This is a genomic window from Pseudoxanthomonas sp., assembly GCF_036845285.1.
In the GTDB taxonomy this organism is placed as follows: Bacteria; Pseudomonadota; Gammaproteobacteria; order Xanthomonadales; family Xanthomonadaceae; genus Pseudoxanthomonas_A.
Genome location: NZ_DAIUEE010000017.1, coordinates 32650 through 49954 on the forward strand (window position 1 = coordinate 32650; position 17305 = coordinate 49954).

Sequence of the window (17305 nt, forward strand, 5' to 3'; positions counted from 1 at the left end):
ACTGACAATGAAATCCAACAAGAAGATGTGGGTATGGCTAGGTGCCGGCGTGGCATTGGTTGCGGTGGTCGCAACCGCCACGGTCTCTCTAGGCGTGTACAACGTGGCCGCCGATGATCCGCATAGTCGCCCGGTGTATGCGCTACTTGAAACGGCGCGCGAGCGTTCCATTGAGGTGCGTGCCGCCAAGCTTCAGGTACCCACGAACCTGGATGATCCTGAGCGTATCCGCCAGGGTGCGGGCAACTACAACGCGATGTGCGTGACCTGCCATCTTTCGCCAGACGCGGCGGCCACCGAGATGAGCAAGGGCCTGTACCCCGCGCCACCGAACCTAAGCAAACAACCGGTGGCTCCAGCTGAGGCGTTCTGGGTAATCAAGCACGGCATCAAGGCCAGTGGCATGCCCGCGTGGGGCGGCAGCATGGACGATGAGTTCATCTGGAACATGTCGGCCTTCCTGCAGAAGCTGCCCACGCTGGACAAGGCCGGCTACCAGGCGTTGGTGGCCAGCAGTGATGGTCATTCACACGGCGGTGGTGAGACCGGCGGGCACTCGCATGGGGAGGAAGCGGGTGCAGACCACCATGGCAGCGGTGATGGAGCAGAGATGGGTGATGGCCATGGCCAAGGTCATCAAACCGGTGGCATGGACATGGACATGAGCAGAGCTAAGGAAGGCACCACGCACGTGCATGCCGACGGCAAGACGCACGTGCATGCGGCCGAGCCAGCCAAGCAACCCGCGCAGGCCAAATCCGAAGGTGAGCACGATCAGCACTCCTCCATGCCAGCCAACTCAGCCGAGCCAGCTCCCAAGGCCGATGACGGCCACGACCACCAGCATTGATCCCTTCATGGAGCTGCCCCGGCTCCACGCCCGAGCGCCTCGGCGCTCGGGCATCTCTTGAGGACGCATGATGAATACTTCACGCAGCTGTCTCTTTCTGCTGACCACGGCCTTGTCGCTGACCGCATGCGCGCGCCCCGAATCGGCTGTCAGTACAGAGGCGGCATCGGTCGCCCAATCTCCGACATCGGCGGATGCGCAGCAGGTCGCCCAACCGCAGCGTCCGTTGCCGTTGGTCAAAGTACATAAGAGTGCGACCTGCGGTTGCTGCCAACTGTGGGTGGAGCATCTGGAGAAAGCAGGTTTTACGGTTGAGGTGCACAACAGCGAAGACCTCAACCCGATCAAGGCGCGCTTGGGCGTTCCCTATGGACGCGGCTCGTGCCATACCGCCGAGATCGATGGCTACATCGTCGAAGGTCATGTGCCGGTACAGGACATCCTGCGCCTGCTGCGTGAGCGCCCGGTAGGCCGTGGATTAGTGCTACCGGGCATGCCCGCCGGTTCTCCTGGTATGGAGATGCCCGACGGACGTGTTCAACCCTACACGGTGGAATTCGTACTGCCCGATGGCACCACCCAGCCTTACGTCCTGCACGGTCAACGCAGCTGACAAGTTTGCTCGCGATCCCTTCTTCCAGCCCAGAGTGATCCATGTCCCCTCATTCCCACGATGAAGCAGGCAAGGCGATGCCACAGGGTGCCAGCGATGGTCCAGACTCGGTGCGCGATCCGGTATGCGGCATGCAGGTCTCGGCGGCTAGAACGCCGTACCACGCCCTGCATGGCGGAACGAAGTATCACTTCTGCTCAGCCAAATGCCGAGAGCGGTTCATCACCAATCCCGTCCGCTATACGGACGATGCTCCCCAGCAAGTCGAAGTGACCGCCCCAGTAGCGGTGGCCCTGCCCAGCGATACCCACGCCACGGTCTATACCTGCCCGATGCATCCGCAGATTCGTCAGCCCGGTCCCGGCACCTGTCCGATCTGCGGCATGGCGCTGGAGCCGGAGATGCCGTCGCTGGAGGAGGACGACAATCCGGAGTTACGCGATTTCACCCGACGCTTCTGGTGGACGCTGCCTTTGACGTTGATCGTCCTGGTCCTGGCCATGCTGGGACATCGTCTACCCGGCTTGTCCACGCAGGCGCGCACCTGGATTGAGCTCGTGCTGAGCGCCCCGGTGGTGCTCTGGGCGGGGTGGCCTTTCTTTGAGCGCTGCCTACAGTCCATCAGCAATCGCAGCCCCAACATGTGGACGCTGATCGGCATCGGCGTGGCCGCTGCGTTTGGCTACAGCGTGGTGGCCACCGTGGCGCCCGGCCTGTTTCCGGACTCTTTCCGCGAACATGGACGGGTAGGGGTCTACTTCGAGGCGGCAGCGGTCATCGTCTCGCTCACGCTGCTTGGCCAGCTGCTGGAACTGCGGGCGCGTTCCAAAACCTCGGCGGCTATCAAGTCCCTGCTGGGGTTGGCGCCCAAGACGGCTCGCCGCGTCAAACCCGATGGTGGCGAAGAGGACGTTGCGCTGGATCACGTGCACGTGGGTGATCTACTTCGCGTACGACCGGGCGAGAAGGTGCCGGTCGATGGGGAAGTCATCGAAGGTCGCACCAGTGTCGATGAGTCGATGCTGACCGGTGAACCCATTCCGGTGGAGAAGACTGTCGGTGATCACGTCATAGGCGCCACGCTTAACGGGACGGGCGCCCTGGTCATCCGGGCGGACAAAGTCGGATCCGGGACGGTACTGGCGCAGATTGTGCAGTTGGTGGCCCAAGCCCAGCGCTCTCGCGCGCCGATGCAGCGTATGGCAGACAAGGTGGCGTACTGGTTCGTTCTGGCAGTGCTGGTCACGGCGGTGCTCACGTTCTTCGGATGGGGCCTGTTTGGACCCGAACCGTCCTGGACCTTTGCCGTCCTCAATGCCGTATCGGTCCTGATCATTGCGTGCCCGTGTGCCCTGGGGTTGGCTACCCCCATGTCGATCATGGTCGCCACCGGCCGCGCTGCACAGGTTGGGGTCCTGTTCCGCGATGCTCAGGCGATCGAACAGCTACGTTTGATCGACACGTTGATTGTGGACAAAACCGGTACCTTGACCGAGGGGCGTCCAGCCTTTCGCGACACGCTCTCCTACGCCGGTTTCGACGCCGATCAGATCCTTCGTTTGGCCGGCAGCCTGGAGCAGGGCAGTGAGCACCCCTTGGCCGAGGCCATCGTGGCTGAAGCCCAACGACGTAGCTTGAGCCTGACGGCCGCCCAGGATTTTGATTCGCTCACTGGCCAAGGTGTCCGCGGACGCGTGGCTGATCAGGATGTTGTACTTGGCAACCAAAGCTTGATGGCATCGATAGGGGCTGATGTTGCGCCCTTGCAGAGCAGCGCCGAGCGTCTGCGCAAGGAAGGCGCTAGCGTGATGTTCTTGGCGGTCAATCGGCGCTTGGCCGGCGCCATTGCGGTGGCTGATCCCATCAAAGCCACGACCTTGCCTGCCTTGAACCTGCTACGTGCCGATGGCCTGCACGTCGTGATGGCCTCCGGTGACGCACAGGCGACGGCCGAGGCCGTGGGGCGCACGCTGGGCATCGACGATGTGCGTGGCGGCGTCAAACCTCAGGACAAGGCCGAACTTGTCCAGCAACTCAAAGCCCAAGGGCGTCGTGTGGCCATGGCCGGCGATGGCATCAACGATGCGCCGGCCCTGGCGGCAGCCGATGTGGGCATCGCGATGGGGACGGGCACGGATGTGGCCATGTCCAGCGCCCAGCTCACCCTGGTCAAGGGTGATCTGAGGCGCATCGTGCAAGCCCGTGCCATCTCGTCTTCGACGGTGGCCAACATGAAGCAGAACCTGGGTTTCGCGTTTGTCTACAACGCCATCGGCGTGCCTATCGCCGCCGGCCTGCTGTACCCCAGCTTCGGCGTTTTGCTCAGTCCGATGATGGCGGCCCTGGCCATGAGCCTGAGCTCGGTTTCAGTGGTCACCAATGCCTTGCGTTTGTCCGGCTCCACCGTTGTTGCCACCTCCCACCCTGACCGCGCCGATGAGCCTGCGCGCGGCCATTCCTGTCACTGATGGCTCATATCCCACAAGGAGTACTGCAATGAAGCGTTATACCTCCCTCTCGATGATGGCCCTGTTCCTGATCGCGGGTGCGGCCTTCGCCGGCGGCCAGACCACTACGCCCACCACCGACCACGGTCAGCACAAGCCGATGGATCACAAGAAGCAGGAGCATGGTCAGCACAAGCCGGCCGCGGCCAATGCGGATTTCACCAAGCTCGATACCAACAAGGATGGCGCGCTGTCCAAGGAAGAACTGGCCAAGCACAAGCTTGCGCCGCACTTCGGCATGCTTGATGCCAACAAGGACGGCAAGCTGAGCCCGCAGGAATTCGCTGCCGGCAAGGGTATGTAATTGCTATCTCCCCGGGGGCTGGGTCCTTGGCCCCCGGGATTCGGCGATGTTTTGTCATTCCCACGGAGATCGACATGTCTTCTTCGCACGGTAAGCATGAAAACACGCACACGCAGCATTCAGGGCAAAACGCCCCGCACGGAAGTTCGGGTCAGGCGCATCAAGGCCACTACGGTCGCCTACTGCTAATGATGGTCTTGTCGTTCGTAGCCATGTACGCACTGATGTATGCCATGGTCGATCAGTTGGCAAACGTCTATCACAACGTCAATCAGTTCTACATGGCAGGGCTGATGGTCGCGCCGATGCTGTTGATTGAGCTTTGGCTCATGTCCAACATGTACCCTGATCGTCGGCGTAATCTGATCCTGGCCTGCGTGACCGTGGCGTTCATGCTGTTCTGCTGGTGGGGAATCCGCACGCAGGCTGCGGTGACCGATCGGCAGTTCATCCGCTCCATGATTCCTCATCATGCTGGCGCCATTCTGATGTGCGAGGAAAACCGCCTGAAGGATCCTGAGCTAGTCAAGCTCTGCCAAGACATCATCACTTCGCAGACACAAGAGATCGCCAAAATGAAGCAGCTTCTCGCCGAGCGGTCCCGCTAACGCCCGGCAGTCCTTTGCGTCCGCTATAGGATTAGACGCAGGATCTCTCTGTGTTGATCGCAATAAAGCTGATCTGGATAAATATTTATCCTGCGCATACACGGCTCGCATTCGAATCTCTGTCGCCGCTTGAACAGGAACTACCGAAAGTCGCGAACGCAAGTTGTCTCCAACTCATTTCGCTGGCCAGCTAACCTGCGCCAACACAGCAGGAACTTTGCTGTTGGATAGGAGGGCAAGGCACTGTGCCGTACGAACAGAACACGCAGCAATCACCTGATTTTGGCTGAATCAAAGTGCTGCATTCCAGACACTCATAGAAGAACTGGCACGAGGTCGTGGGCATGGTCTCTGTGGTTCGGTGTCCACAAGCAGGGCACGTCAATTCGCTGGCTAGTTGTGTGTCAGCCACTTTTCTGTCCCGTCTTTGCAGTTGCGGGGAAGCCCGCGTCAGTGATGGCTTTTGCGATCGCTGCTGAATCTGTGCGTTTGGCATCATAGGTAACGGATACCGTGCCGGCACGTGTATCTACGTGTGTAGCCGTCACCCCCGGCACTTTCTCTAGCGCCTTTTCGATTGTGATGCTGCACGCTGGGCACGTCAGATTCTCCACATGCAGGATGACCTGCTGTGGGGTGGCGGCCGACGCCCATGCCATCCACACTGTCATAAGTAGACCAAAAATCATCGCGCGCATACGGCACTCCTTACAAAATCCAGCCTATGTAATAGGGGAAGAGCAGCAGCAACACGATCACACCTGAGGCGATCCAGAACCAACGACGGCGGCGCCTCAGCAATACTGGATCCATACACGCGCCTTCGGTGCTGCAACGCTGCGCATCTGAGCGATATAGTGTCCAGAACGCCCAGCCCAGGCAGAGCACGGTGAGAGCGCTTAGCCAAGGGCGCCAAGCGTCCAATGCGGTGAGATTGGCAATCCACGCTCCACTGATCCCCATCAGAACCAGCACCAAGGGCAGTACGCAACAGACCGACGCCCCGACGGCGGCAGCTGCCGCCCCCCAAATAGCGGGCAGCGAGGATTTAGGTGGAAACTGCTTACTCATGGCGGCATGGTATTCTCCGTATCTAGGTACGGAGTCAAGCTGTGATCAACAATGCGATGACGATCGGTCGGCTAGCAGCCGCTGCGGACGTGCATGTGGAGACGATTCGCTATTACCAACGACGTGGGTTGGTCCCGGAGCCCGAACGCCCGCAGGGCGGGGTGCGGCGTTATGGGGAGGCCGATATCAGCCGACTTCGATTCATTCGGCGGGCACAGGCTGCTGGGTTCCGTCTGGACGAGATCGAGGGGTTGCTGCAGGTCAACGGTCGGAGCGCATGTGAGCAAACACGCTTGCTTACCGAGCAGAAACTGAGCGAAGTTCGACAGCGTATTGAAGAGTTGCAGCTACTGGAAGCCGGCTTGAAACAGTGGGTGAGCGAATGCCGCGCGACCGCGGGTGGTACTTGCCCCGCGCTCGACCGGTTATCCAGTGCCACACGCTAACGCTCAGGCGCTAACACTGAGTGGCTGCGTTTGATCAGAGCTGGTCCCTACCGCACCAACGGCGCGGTGAATTAGGCGAGCCGCCACGCGTGCGGTTGTTTGATCCAAGTCCAGGGGAGGGCACAACTCAGCCACATCCATCAAACGCACTTTGCCTGACGCCATGACCTGGTCCAGCAATGCTTCTACAACCTCCAGGCTCACACCTCCTGGATTGGGAGCGCTGACGCCAGGAGCGATACTTTGCGGCAACACGTCCAGGCAGAGAGTCAGATAGATCACATCTACCGCATCGCACCAGAGTTTCACCAGCTCCGTTTGGGCGTGCCAGTTCCACGCCCTTAGGGCGTCATCGGTGATGTAGTGGGCGCCCTCACGTTCTGCGGTAGCGAACAAGCGCGGTGTATTGCTGGAGCGACTGACGCCAATGCAGTGGTAGTGGAGAGGCTTGCCGCTTCTGTGGGCGTGCTCCAATGCCTGAAGGAAGGGCGTGCCGGAACTCGCACACCCCTGCTCGCGCAAATCGAAATGAGCATCGAAGTTGAAAATGCCAATTCGCGATGATGATGGTCCGAGGTGACCGCAAAGCGCCGCATAGCTGGCATAGCTAATTTCATGACCTCCGCCTAAGCCGACGACCCAATGCCCGCTATCCAAGAGTTGTTGCGCGCGTTGGGAGTAGTGGGCCTGTGCTAACTCCAAGGCCCGATCCTCGCAGACGATATTACCTGCGTCGTAAAGAGGGCGCGCGTGTAGCACGGGCAGGTTGGCCAACGTCCTGCGAAGTGCATCGGGTCCCTGGGCAGCACCAGGGCGTCCGGCATTGCGACGAATGCCTTCATCGCTGGCGAAGCCCAGCAGGGCAATGCCGGGAGCGCCAAGATCCGTGTCCGGCGACACTACCTGATGCCAGCGCTGGGTATCGGCCGACAATGGCAGATCCACGCGCCCAGACCATGCGGGATTCACCTGCGCGTTTCCTGCAATGGCCAGTCCAGGAACGGTTGTAGGCCCCCACGTTGGATGAAGGCCTCGATGGCCTGCATTTCAGGGGCCAGATAGCGGTCCTCGTCGTAGCGAGGTACCAGGGCCCGGACCTGAGCGTGTACCGATTCCAAAGCCTGCGAAGACTGCAGCGGCCGTCGGAACTCAATGCCTTGGCAGGCGGCCAGCATTTCGATGGCCACGATGCGACGCACGTTATCGGCCACCTCGCGCGACTTGCGCGCGGCGAAGGTCGCCATGCTGACATGGTCTTCCTGGTTGGCTGAAGTTGGCAACGAATCCACGCTGGCAGGATGGGAGAGGGTTTTGTTCTCGCTGGCCAGCGCAGCGGCGGTCACGTGGGCGATCATGAAACCTGAATTGACGCCGGGGTTGGCCACCAGGAAGGCGGGCAACCCGGAGATCGTGGCATCGATGAGTAAGGCGATGCGCCGTTCCGACAGTGCGCCAATCTCGGACACTGCCATGGTCAGTTGATCCGCCGCAAAGGCCACGGGCTCGGCGTGGAAGTTGCCACCCGAGATCACCTCGCCGGTATCGGTGAAGACCAGGGGGTTGTCAGACACCGCATTGGCCTCTGTCCGCAGCACTTGTGCCACGTGTTGCATCACGTCGCGTATGGCCCCCATCACCTGAGGCTGGCACCTGAGACTGTAAGGATCCTGCACGCGCGTGTCGTTCTGACGATGCGACTCACGGATCGCGCTACCGGCCAGTAGGCGCAGGTAGTGCTCGGCCACGGCGATCTGGCCAGGCTGGCCACGCACGGCATGGATCCGCGGATCGAATGGCGCATCAGAGCCGCAGGCGGAGTCCACGCTCATCGCGCCGCTCAACACGGCAGCCGAGTAAATCTGCTCCGCCGCGAACAGCGCCATCAATGCAATGCCGGTGGATACCTGCGTGCCGTTGAGCAGGGCCAGACCCTCCTTGGCCGCCAGCCGGATCGGGATAATGCCCGCGTGTTCCAGCGCCTGGCTGGCGGGCAGTACCTGTCCGTCAACCCGGACGTGGCCTTCGCCCATGGCTGCCAACGTCAGGTGCGCCAACGGTGCCAGATCGCCCGAGGCGCCTACCGAGCCTTGGGCAGGAATGCAGGGCCAGATCTGTGCGTTGTAGATAGCCACTAGCGTAGCCAGCGTCTGCTCGCGTACCCCCGAGTAGCCGCGCGCCAGGGACGCAATCTTGGTAGCGAAGATCAGGCGCACGCAGGCATCGTCAAGCAATGATCCCATGCCCACGGCGTGCGAGCGCACCAAGTTGGTTTGCAGCTGCTCCAGTTGCTCGCGCGGGATATGGACTTTGGCCAGTTTGCCGAAGCCGGTGTTGATGCCATAGGCCGGTTCGCCGGCGGCCACGATCGCCTGCACGGTCTGCGAAGAGGCCCGGACGTTGTCCCAGCAATCTGCGTCCAGGGCGATGGGATCAGCCCCTTGCGCGATCTGCCGCAGCTGGGCCAACGTCAGCTGGCCCGGTGTCAGGGTAAGCATGCGATTCACTCCAGAATGGCCGGCAGGGTCAGGTCATGCTCACGGGCACAGGCCAGTGCCTGCTCGTAACCCGCATCGGCGTGGCGCATCACGCCCGTGGCCGGGTCGTTCCACAGCACACGCGCCAGCCGGCGATCGGCTTGCTCGGTGCCATCGCACACGATGACCACGCCCGAGTGTTGCGAGAAGCCCATCCCGACACCGCCTCCGTGATGCAGGCTCACCCAGGTCGCCCCGCCACTGGTGGCCAGCAGCGCGTTGAGCAGCGGCCAGTCCGAGACCGCATCGGAGTCATCGCGCATGCCTTCGGTTTCACGGTTGGGGCTGGCTACCGAGCCGCAGTCCAAGTGATCGCGTCCGATAACGATCGGTGCCTTGAGCTCGCCATTGCGCACCATTTCGTTGAAGGCCAGCGCGGCCTTGTGGCGCTCGCCCAAGCCCAACCAGCAGATCCGTGCGGGCAGACCTTGGAAGGCAATGCGCTTGCGGGCCTGGTCCAGCCAGTGGTGAAGATGCGTGTTGTCAGGAAACAGTTCTTTGACCTTGGCATCGGTCTTGTAGATGTCTTCTGGATCCCCGCTCAGGGCCACCCATCGGAACGGGCCCATGCCGCGGCAGAACAGCGGACGGATACAGGCGGGCACGAAGCCGGGGAAGGCAAAGGCGTTGTCCACGCCCTGATCCAGCGCCACCTGGCGGATGTTGTTGCCGTAATCGATCGTCGGCACGCCCATGGCGTGGAAATCGAGCATCGCGCGCACATGCGTGGCACACGAGGCCGCAGCAGCCTGCGCCAGCTCGCGTCGCTGACCATCGTCACCGCCGCGCGCCTGTTCCCACTGTGAGAGGGTCCATCCGGCGGGCAGATAGCCATTGATCAGGTCGTGCGCTGAGGTCTGATCGGTCACGGCGTGAGGACGCGGACCTCCATTGCGCGCGCGCGCGACGAACTGCGGCAGCAGTTCGGCCGCATTGCCCAGCAATCCCACCGACACGGGGACTGGACTACTTTCAATGATCTGCAAGGCCTGCTCGATGGAGGTTGCCTTGTGATCGACATAGCGCGTGCGAATGCGAAAATCGATTCGCGACTCCTGGCACTCGATCACGATGCTGCTGGCCCCGGCCAAGGTCGCCGCCAACGCCTGCGCACCACCCATACCGCCCAAGCCGGCGGTAAGGATCCACTTGTTCTGCCAGTTGCCACCGTAGTGCTGGCGCCCCAACTCCACGAAGGTCTCGTACGTGCCCTGGACGATGCCCTGGCTGCCGATGTAGATCCAACTGCCGGCCGTCATCTGGCCGTACATCATCAAGCCCTTCTTATCGAGCTCGTTGAAGTGCTCCCACGTCGCCCAATGGGGGACGAGGTTGGAGTTGGCGATCAGCACGCGTGGCGCATCGGGGTGTGTGCGGAAAACACCGACGGGCTTGCCCGACTGGACCAGCAAGGACTCATCGTTCTCAAGCGATCGCAACGTTTCCAAGATGCGGTCAAAGCTTTTCCAGTCGCGCGCAGCACGACCGATGCCGCCGTAGACCACCAGGTCTTCCGGGCGCTCGGCAACATCGGGGTCCAGATTGTTCTGGATCATGCGGTAGGCCGCTTCAGTCAGCCAGCTCTTGCAGTGCAGCTGGGTGCCGATCGGAGCGCGAACGGTGCGCGCAGGGGAAGCGGAGCGTTCCAAGGTATCCATCAAATCCTCAAGGGGTCAGGGGGGCGCCAACCTGGAAGGTGCCCACAAAGCGGTAACGAGATGCCGGGTGAATCAGCCGCACAAAGCTGGCCACCTGTCCGCGCGACCACGTACGTCGGGTCAGCACCAGCAACGGATCGCCTTCGTTGATCTTCAGTTGCGCAGCCAGACGCTTGCTGGCCGTCTCGGCTTCAATCACATGTTCGGCGCGCTCCAGCGGCGCAACGCGCATCAAGTACTGATGCGGAATCTCGGTGTGGAAATCGATGTCCAGGTAATCCGGCGCCACGCTGGGTTGCACAAAGCGATCCTCCAACTGCACGGGCTTGTCATCGCTGTGGTGGAGCAGGCGGCTGTGGAACAGCTCCGTGCCCGGTGTCAGGCCGAAGTTGGTCGTCACACTGGAGCGCGCCTCGACCGTCTCGCAGATCAATACCTGGACCGAGTGTGTCTGGCCGCGGGACTGAATCTCTTCGCGAATGTTGCGCACCTCGAACATCGCCGATTCGGCCTTTGGCCCGGCGACGAACGTGCCCACGCCTTGCACTCGGGTCAGCACGCCGGCGTCGGTCAACTCGCGCAGCGCTCGATTCACTGTCATGCGAGACAAGCCGAACTTGGCCGTCAGTTCGTTCTCGCTGGGGACGCGACTGCGCGCGGGCCAGTCGCCGTTGGTGATGTGACGCAGGATGAAGTGCTTGAGCTTCTGGTAGTGCGGCTTGGGTTCGTCCATGGCCCAAGCATTACATGTCTATACAACCAGTCCAACCACTTTCGATGCTGTGCTGCACAAGCAGTTGACACTAAGAAATTCCTCGTGCTATTGCTGTGGTATAGACAACCTGCGGGTTCGCCACACGCTCATGCCGTCGCTTCGCGTGCTACTGCGTATGTTCCTGATCCTCGTGCTCTGCGCGGATGGGATCCTGAGCGCGCAGGCCACCACGCGGATGGCCGTGCGGCATATTCCTCCCCCAGGTGCGGTGAATGGCACCCACTCGGTGCACGGCGGCGCGCGTGTCAATGAACGCGCCAAGATTAGTAACGATTGCAACAAAATTCGTCCCGGTGGCAAGCAAGCCGGGCAGGGTGATCAGAACGATCATCAGTGCGACTGCAGCACCACCTCCTGCGACTGCAGCTGTGTGCTCACCTTCTTCGCCGGGCGTGTGCCGGTCATCTTTGCCGCCCAGCACGCCCTGACGAGCACCTACCTACCTACGCCTGAGTTGCCGCCGCTGCGACGACAGGTGTCCCGGCTGTTCCGGCCTCCCATCGGCTAATGCTGCTTGGTCGCCATTGATTGGCGACGTCTACGCACGCCCTGATGTCGCATAGGCCCCCACGTCTGGGGCACCAGGGTCATACGCATGCATTGCCCTTCGGGGGAGAGAGAACCCATGTACTTCAAGCGCAATCCTTTGGCGGTATCCGTCGGTGCCCTTCTGTGCGCCGGTTTTTCCACGGTGGCTCTGGCTCAGCAGGCTGAACAGGGCGCCACGAGCGAGTCGGCCAAGACGCTGGACACCGTCCAGGTCACCGGCAGCCATATCAAGCGACTGCAGCTCTCCGGTGTTGGTCCGGTCAGCGTGGTGGATGCCGAAGCCATCGAGCGCTCCGGCGCCACTTCGGTGGAGACGCTGCTGCAGCGCCTGCCGGCCTCGGCCGGCTTTGCGGGCAGCCAGTCCAATGCCTACTGGGCCGAGAACGGCTACGGCACTACTCAGGTCAATCTGCGCGGCCTGGGCATTAACCGCACGCTGGTTCTGCTCAATGGTCGTCGTGTGGTCAATGGTGGCACCGGTGCCAACAGCTCGGTGGACCTGAACATCATCCCGGTAGCGCTGATCGAGCGGATCGAGGTCCTCAAGGACGGTGCCTCCGCTATCTACGGTGCCGATGCCGTGGCGGGCGTGGTGAACATCATCACCAAGAAGAACTACGACGGTGCCGAGGCGGCGGTGCGATACGGACAGACCTTCGAAAGCGATGGCGAAGAAAAGTCGTTCGATTTCGCTTGGGGTATTACGTCAGACCGCGGTTCGCTGATGGCCGGCATCAACTACTCGGAGACCGGCACGGTCAACATGGCCTCACGCGCACCGTGCGGCTTGGGTGAGGTCGACGGGCAACTCGAATGTGTGGGCAGTTCGGCCACCATCGGTGGTCGCGCATTGCTAGCCGACGGCTCGCGCGTGAACTTCAATCAGGATCCCAATGGTGACGGGGATTTCTATGAACCGTATTCGGCGGCCAAACATAACTACAACGGCAATCCCTATCTCAATGCCGTCAATCCGATCAAGCGTTTGAGCTTCAGCCTGTTCGGCGACAGCACGGTGAATGAAACCACGCGCGTGTTCACCGAGTTGATGTTCACCAACCGGCAGTCCGATCAGCTGGCCACGCCCGGCAGCCTGGGTGTCTATCGCCCGATCAACATCGCGGCCAGCCACCCGACCAACCCGACCGGCCAGGACCTGCTGCTGCAGCGCCGCCGTCTGGAAGAGGCCGGCCCGCGCGAGTTCTTCCAGGAAACCAATACCTTCCGCGTGGTCGCGGGCATTGAAGGCCAGTTGGGCATGAACTGGGACTGGTCGGCCGCGCTGAACTGGGGGCGCAACACCGGTGTGGATGGCTCGACCAATGTGGCCAACCTGGACCGGGTGGATGACACGCTCAACACCGCGCTGTGCAGCAACACGCCCGGCGCGGCGATCCCCTGCGGTGACTATCTCGGCTACGGCGACCTGACCCCCGAGGTGCTCAACTACATTCTGTACAGGACGCGCGACAACGGCGGCAACGACCAGAAAAGCTTCACCGCCAACATCAGCGGCCAGCTATTCGAGATGCCGGCCGGTTGGGTGGGCTTTGCCTCCGGCATCGAGGTTCGCAAGGAGCGTGGTTGGCGCGATCCCGATCCGCTGACGGTGCTGGGCATTGCCAACACGAACCAACAGGATCCGATCGCCGGTGAGTACACGGCCAAGGAAGCCTTCGCCGAGTTTGCCGTGCCGCTGTTGCAGGACAGCGTGATCGCCGAGAGCCTGACGCTCAATGCCGCGGTGCGTTACTCCGACTACGATCTGTTCGGCGAAGACGTGAACTACAAGGTGGGCCTGGATTGGCAGATCGTGCCGTCCTTGAAGGTGCGCGCCAACTACGCCACGGCTTTCCGCATCCCCAACATCCCCGAGCTGTTTGGTGGCGTGGCCGAGGGCAACCTGACCACGACCGATCCCTGTAGCGGCTGGAGCAGCTTGCCGGCTGATTCGGTAGTGCGTCAGAACTGCCAGGCGTACGGCGTACCGGCGGGCTACGTGCAGCCGGGCAACACGATCCTGACCACCTCCGGCGGTAATCCTGACCTGGAGCCGGAAGATGCCAAATCCTTGACCGTGGGCGCGGTCTGGACCCCGCGCTTCCTGCCAGGGCTGACGCTGACGGTGGACTACTTCAACATCAAGATCGACAACGCCATCCAGCGTATCGATGGCTCAACCAAGCTGTCGATCTGCTACAACACCCCGGGCTTGGCGCATCCGTTCTGCGGCAATGACAACTTCACCCGCAACCCGATCACCGGTGAAGTGGACTTCCTGTCGTCCCAGCCGGTCAATGCGGCCAACGAGCGGGTACGGGGCATCGACCTGGGTGGTCTGTACGAGTTCGCGGTCGCTGGGTTCGATTCGACTTTGAGTGTGGATGTGTCCTATCTGGACCAGTACGACGTGCGGCCGTTCCCGGGCGCGGAGGTGATCGAGTACGCCGGCAAGATCACCGGTGGCCGTGGCAGCTTTACTCACTGGCGCGCCTTGACCTCGCTGACGATGGAGCGCGAAGCCTGGTCCGGCTCTTACAGCTTGCAGTACATCGGCAAGGCGGATGACATCAACGCCAGCCCCGGCGACATTGGCGATCATGCCCCCAGCGTGACCTACCACAATGTCCAGCTCAAGTACGCACCGAACAAGACCTTCGATGTGTCCTTCGGCATCGACAACCTGTACGACAAGAAAGCCCCGTTCATCCAGAGCTACACCGATGCCAATACCGACACGATGACGTATGACCTGCTGGGTCGTCGTTGGTATGCACGCGTCGGTTACCACTGGTAAGGCCCGCTTCACCTGTCCCCGTCCGTGTGACGGGGGCAGGTGTCGTCTTCCTGTCGAACGAGATCACTATGAAATCGGCTTTCTGGGCGCGTAAGGCCCACAAATGGATTGGCCTGATCATCGGCGTGCAAGCGCTGCTGTGGATGATCAGCGGCGTGTACATGACGGTCATTTCCTTGGACATCATCCATGGCGATCACCTGGCCCATGCGCATCAGCAACCGCTGGTCGCACCCACGCACTTGTCAGGTGAGGAGCTGCAGCGCCGCTACCCGGGCATGACCCAGGTCAAGCTCAAGCGCCTGCTAGAGCGGGATGTCTATGAGATCCATGCCCGCGACAAGATCTACCTGCTCGACGCTACGACCGGCCAGGTGCTCTCGCCGGGCGATCAGCAGATGGCGATCGCGCTGGCCAAGGCGGTGTACCAGGGCCAAGCGCCGGTAGCCCGGGTCGAATGGGTGACGCAGGCGCCGCAGGAAGTCGCCACCCGCCCGGTTCCCATGTGGGCCGTGCACTACGCCGATGCCGGTGAAACGACGTTGTACTTCTCGCCCTATAGCGGCGAGTTGCTCGCGCGCCGGCACAGCCTGTGGCGTTGGTTCGATTTCCTGTGGATGTTCCACATCATGGACTACGAGGCGCGCTCGGACGTCAACAACACTCTGTTGCGCGTGGCCTCGGCGGTCGGACTGGTGTTCGTGCTCAGTGGCGCCTGGCTGTTGTTCTACAGCTTCCGCAGGAGGGCCGCAGCATGACGCCCTGGATGAGAACGCTGCACAAATGGGTCGGCTTGATCATCGGCCTGCAGTTGCTGCTTTGGATGGCCAGTGGCGTGATGATGAGCTGGTTGGATCACGATCAGGTGCAGGGCCATCAGTTCCAGGCCCACGCGCATGCCGCGCATGACTGGCCCGCCAACGCCCGATCGCCGGCCAGCTTTCTGGGTGGCAACAAGAAGATCAGCCGCGTGAGTTCTGGCTGGCTGTTGGACACGCCGGTGTACCAATTGGCCGATGCGCAAGGTGTCACCTTGGCCAACGCCGTTACGGGCCAGCCGATCCCCTTGGATTCGGCCTGGGCCACCCGCCTGGCTCAGGCCTCCTACACCGGACCGGGCACGCTGAAAGCGCCGCGCCTGTTGGAGTGGAGCGGGGAGGTGCGCGATCACGAGGGGCGTCTGTGGCGTGTGGACACCGATGACACGCAGGACACCACGGTGTACCTGTCTGCCCAGACGGGCGAAGTGCTCTACCACCGCAACAAGACCTGGCGTCTATTCGATGTGTTCTGGATGTTGCACATCATGGACTACACCGGGCGCAAGAACTTCAACAACCCGTTGGTGGTCACTGCCGCGATCGGCGGTCTGTGGTTGGCCCTGACCGGGATCTGGCTGCTGTTTGCCAGCTTCCACTGGAGCGAGTTCGTGCCGCGCCGCTGGCGTCCGGCCCGCGAGTTGTCGGTATTCGGTCCGGACGGGACACGGCTGCGCACCGTACGGGCGTCGGCAGGCGACAACGTCTACGTCTCGCTGGCACGCGAGGGCGTGCAACTGCCATCCAACTGTGGAGGAGGGCAGAGCTGTGGTCTGTGCGAGGTGCGCTTCCGCGGCGCGGCGCCCAAAGCCACCGCGGCCGATCGCGCCCACCTGGGCGCCAGCAAGGTCAAGATGGGCTATCGCCTGGCCTGCAACCTGGCCGTGACCGAGGACACCGATGTCGAGGTGGCCGGCGGGGCCAGCCTGTGGACCGAGTATGCGGCCACCGTGGAGCAGGTTACGGCAGTGACCCCGTTCCTGCGCGAGATCGTGCTCAAGCCCGACGAGGCTGCCGGACCGGAGTATCAGCCCGGTGCTTACCTGCAGGTGCACGTGCCCGATTACGACGTGCCTGTTCACAAGTTGGTGCGACCCGAACACCACCATCAGGATTGGGCCGGCGTGGATCTGCCGGAAAAGCTGATCAATCGCGAGCCGGTACGCCGGGCCTATTCCTTGGCCTTGCCCATTGATCAGGCGCAGGGTCGTCTGACGTTGCTGGCGCGCTTCAGTCCCGGCAGATCGGACAAGAAGCGGCAACCGCCGGGCAGGGGATCGACCTACCTGTACACGCTCTCGCCGGGGGATCGGGTTTCTTTCAGCGGCCCCTTCGGCGACTTCGCGCTCAAACCCCACGGGCGGGAGAAAGTGTTCATCGGCGGCGGCGCTGGCATGGCGCCGCTGCGCGCGATGATTCGGACGCTCTTGGCGGGGCAGGGCGGTGAGCGGATCCACTTCTGGTATGGCGCACGCAGCCTTAAGGAGGCACCGTACATCGAGGAGATGGAGCGCCTGGCCCAGCAGCACGAGAACTTCAGCTGGCACTTGGTGCTGTCAGATGAAGCGCAGAACGACGATGCGCTCTTGAGGGGTCTGGTTCACGAAGTGGCCCACGATCGTCTGCTCAAAGCCCATCAGGCCCTGGCTGATTGCGAGTTTTACCTGTGCGGACCGCCGGCCATGCTCAAGGCCACCCGAGAGCTACTGAGCAGGCTGGGGGTACCCGACAGCCAGGTGGCGTACGACGACTTCAAGATCTGATCCCAGCGCCCG

Annotated in this window: 17 protein-coding genes; 10 read left to right on the forward strand and 7 right to left on the reverse strand. The window is 62.1% G+C overall.

The window, feature by feature from the left end; genetic code table 11:
* Positions 1-7: 7 nt before the first annotated feature.
* The 5 genes from V7060_RS16680 to V7060_RS16700 all read left to right on the forward strand — a co-directional run bounded on the left by V7060_RS16680 (position 8) and on the right by V7060_RS16700 (position 4882).
* Positions 8-850, forward strand: coding sequence for a cytochrome c (locus tag V7060_RS16680; protein ID WP_334180364.1), 843 nt, complete (start codon positions 8-10; stop codon positions 848-850).
* Between the two features lie 70 nt (positions 851-920).
* Positions 921-1463 (forward strand): DUF411 domain-containing protein, encoded by a 543-nt coding sequence (locus V7060_RS16685; RefSeq protein WP_334180365.1) that lies wholly within the window; start codon positions 921-923, stop codon positions 1461-1463.
* A 77-nt stretch (positions 1464-1540) separates the two neighbouring features.
* Entirely contained in the window at positions 1541-3931 is a 2391-nt protein-coding gene (locus tag V7060_RS16690) for a heavy metal translocating P-type ATPase (RefSeq protein WP_334180386.1), read from the forward strand.
* Positions 3932-3959: 28 nt separating this feature from the next.
* Entirely contained in the window at positions 3960-4274 is a 315-nt protein-coding gene (locus tag V7060_RS16695) for a hypothetical protein (RefSeq protein ID WP_334180366.1), read from the forward strand.
* A gap of 74 nt (positions 4275-4348) precedes the next feature.
* On the forward strand, positions 4349-4882 hold the full coding sequence (locus tag V7060_RS16700; protein ID WP_287998563.1) for a DUF305 domain-containing protein: 534 nt from the start codon (positions 4349-4351) through the stop codon (positions 4880-4882).
* 190 nt (positions 4883-5072) lie between these two features.
* Here the strand turns inward: V7060_RS16700 and V7060_RS16705 are convergent, their stop codons facing one another.
* Genes V7060_RS16705 through V7060_RS16715 form a run of 3 tightly spaced genes read right to left on the reverse strand, consistent with a single transcriptional unit; the run spans position 5073 to position 5953 of the window.
* The gene (locus V7060_RS16705; protein WP_287998565.1) at positions 5073-5294 is read right to left on the reverse strand and encodes a GDCCVxC domain-containing (seleno)protein; all 222 of its coding nucleotides are present in this window, start codon (positions 5292-5294) and stop codon (positions 5073-5075) included.
* Entirely contained in the window at positions 5287-5580 is a 294-nt protein-coding gene (locus V7060_RS16710) for a heavy-metal-associated domain-containing protein (RefSeq protein WP_334180367.1), read from the reverse strand. The genes V7060_RS16705 and V7060_RS16710 overlap by 8 nt, the downstream gene beginning before the upstream one ends.
* A 10-nt stretch (positions 5581-5590) precedes the next feature.
* The gene (locus V7060_RS16715; RefSeq protein WP_334180368.1) at positions 5591-5953 is read right to left on the reverse strand and encodes a mercuric transporter MerT family protein; all 363 of its coding nucleotides are present in this window, start codon (positions 5951-5953) and stop codon (positions 5591-5593) included.
* Positions 5954-5994: 41 nt separating this feature from the next.
* Here V7060_RS16715 and V7060_RS16720 point away from each other — a divergent pair, with 41 nt between their 5' ends.
* Positions 5995-6399 (forward strand): MerR family transcriptional regulator, encoded by a 405-nt coding sequence (locus V7060_RS16720; protein WP_334180369.1) that lies wholly within the window; start codon positions 5995-5997, stop codon positions 6397-6399.
* A 3-nt stretch (positions 6400-6402) separates the two neighbouring features.
* On the opposite strand, the gene hutG is transcribed toward V7060_RS16720, so the two are convergent.
* The 4 genes from hutG to hutC are packed head-to-tail and all read right to left on the reverse strand — an operon-like array spanning position 6403 to position 11324.
* Positions 6403-7368 (reverse strand): formimidoylglutamase, encoded by a 966-nt coding sequence (gene hutG, locus V7060_RS16725; protein WP_334180370.1) that lies wholly within the window; start codon positions 7366-7368, stop codon positions 6403-6405.
* Positions 7365-8903, reverse strand: a complete 1539-nt coding sequence (gene hutH, locus V7060_RS16730; protein ID WP_334180371.1) for a histidine ammonia-lyase — start codon at positions 8901-8903, stop codon at positions 7365-7367. Before hutH ends, hutG begins: the two co-directional genes overlap by 4 nt.
* A complete protein-coding gene (gene hutU, locus V7060_RS16735) occupies positions 8900-10582 on the reverse strand; it encodes a urocanate hydratase (protein WP_334180387.1) in 1683 nt (560 codons plus the stop codon). Before hutU ends, hutH begins: the two co-directional genes overlap by 4 nt.
* Positions 10583-10598: 16 nt before the next feature.
* Positions 10599-11324 (reverse strand): histidine utilization repressor, encoded by a 726-nt coding sequence (hutC, locus tag V7060_RS16740; RefSeq protein ID WP_046932594.1) that lies wholly within the window; start codon positions 11322-11324, stop codon positions 10599-10601.
* On the opposite strand from hutC, the gene V7060_RS16745 reads away from it, so the two are divergent.
* The 4 genes from V7060_RS16745 to V7060_RS16760 all read left to right on the forward strand — a co-directional run bounded on the left by V7060_RS16745 (position 11323) and on the right by V7060_RS16760 (position 17293).
* On the forward strand, positions 11323-11874 hold the full coding sequence (locus V7060_RS16745; protein ID WP_334180372.1) for a CopL family metal-binding regulatory protein: 552 nt from the start codon (positions 11323-11325) through the stop codon (positions 11872-11874). The two genes, hutC and V7060_RS16745, sit on opposite strands and share 2 nt — an antisense overlap.
* A gap of 117 nt (positions 11875-11991) precedes the next feature.
* Complete coding sequence (locus tag V7060_RS16750) at positions 11992-14712, forward strand: TonB-dependent receptor (protein WP_334180373.1); 2721 nt, start codon at positions 11992-11994, stop codon at positions 14710-14712.
* A gap of 68 nt (positions 14713-14780) precedes the next feature.
* Positions 14781-15470 carry a PepSY domain-containing protein gene (locus V7060_RS16755; RefSeq protein ID WP_334180374.1) on the forward strand — a complete coding sequence of 230 codons (690 nt, stop codon included), beginning with the start codon at positions 14781-14783 and terminating at the stop codon, positions 15468-15470.
* The gene (locus V7060_RS16760) at positions 15467-17293 is read left to right on the forward strand and encodes a PepSY domain-containing protein (protein WP_334180375.1); all 1827 of its coding nucleotides are present in this window, start codon (positions 15467-15469) and stop codon (positions 17291-17293) included. The genes V7060_RS16755 and V7060_RS16760 overlap by 4 nt, the downstream gene beginning before the upstream one ends.
* Positions 17294-17305 lie beyond the last annotated feature (12 nt).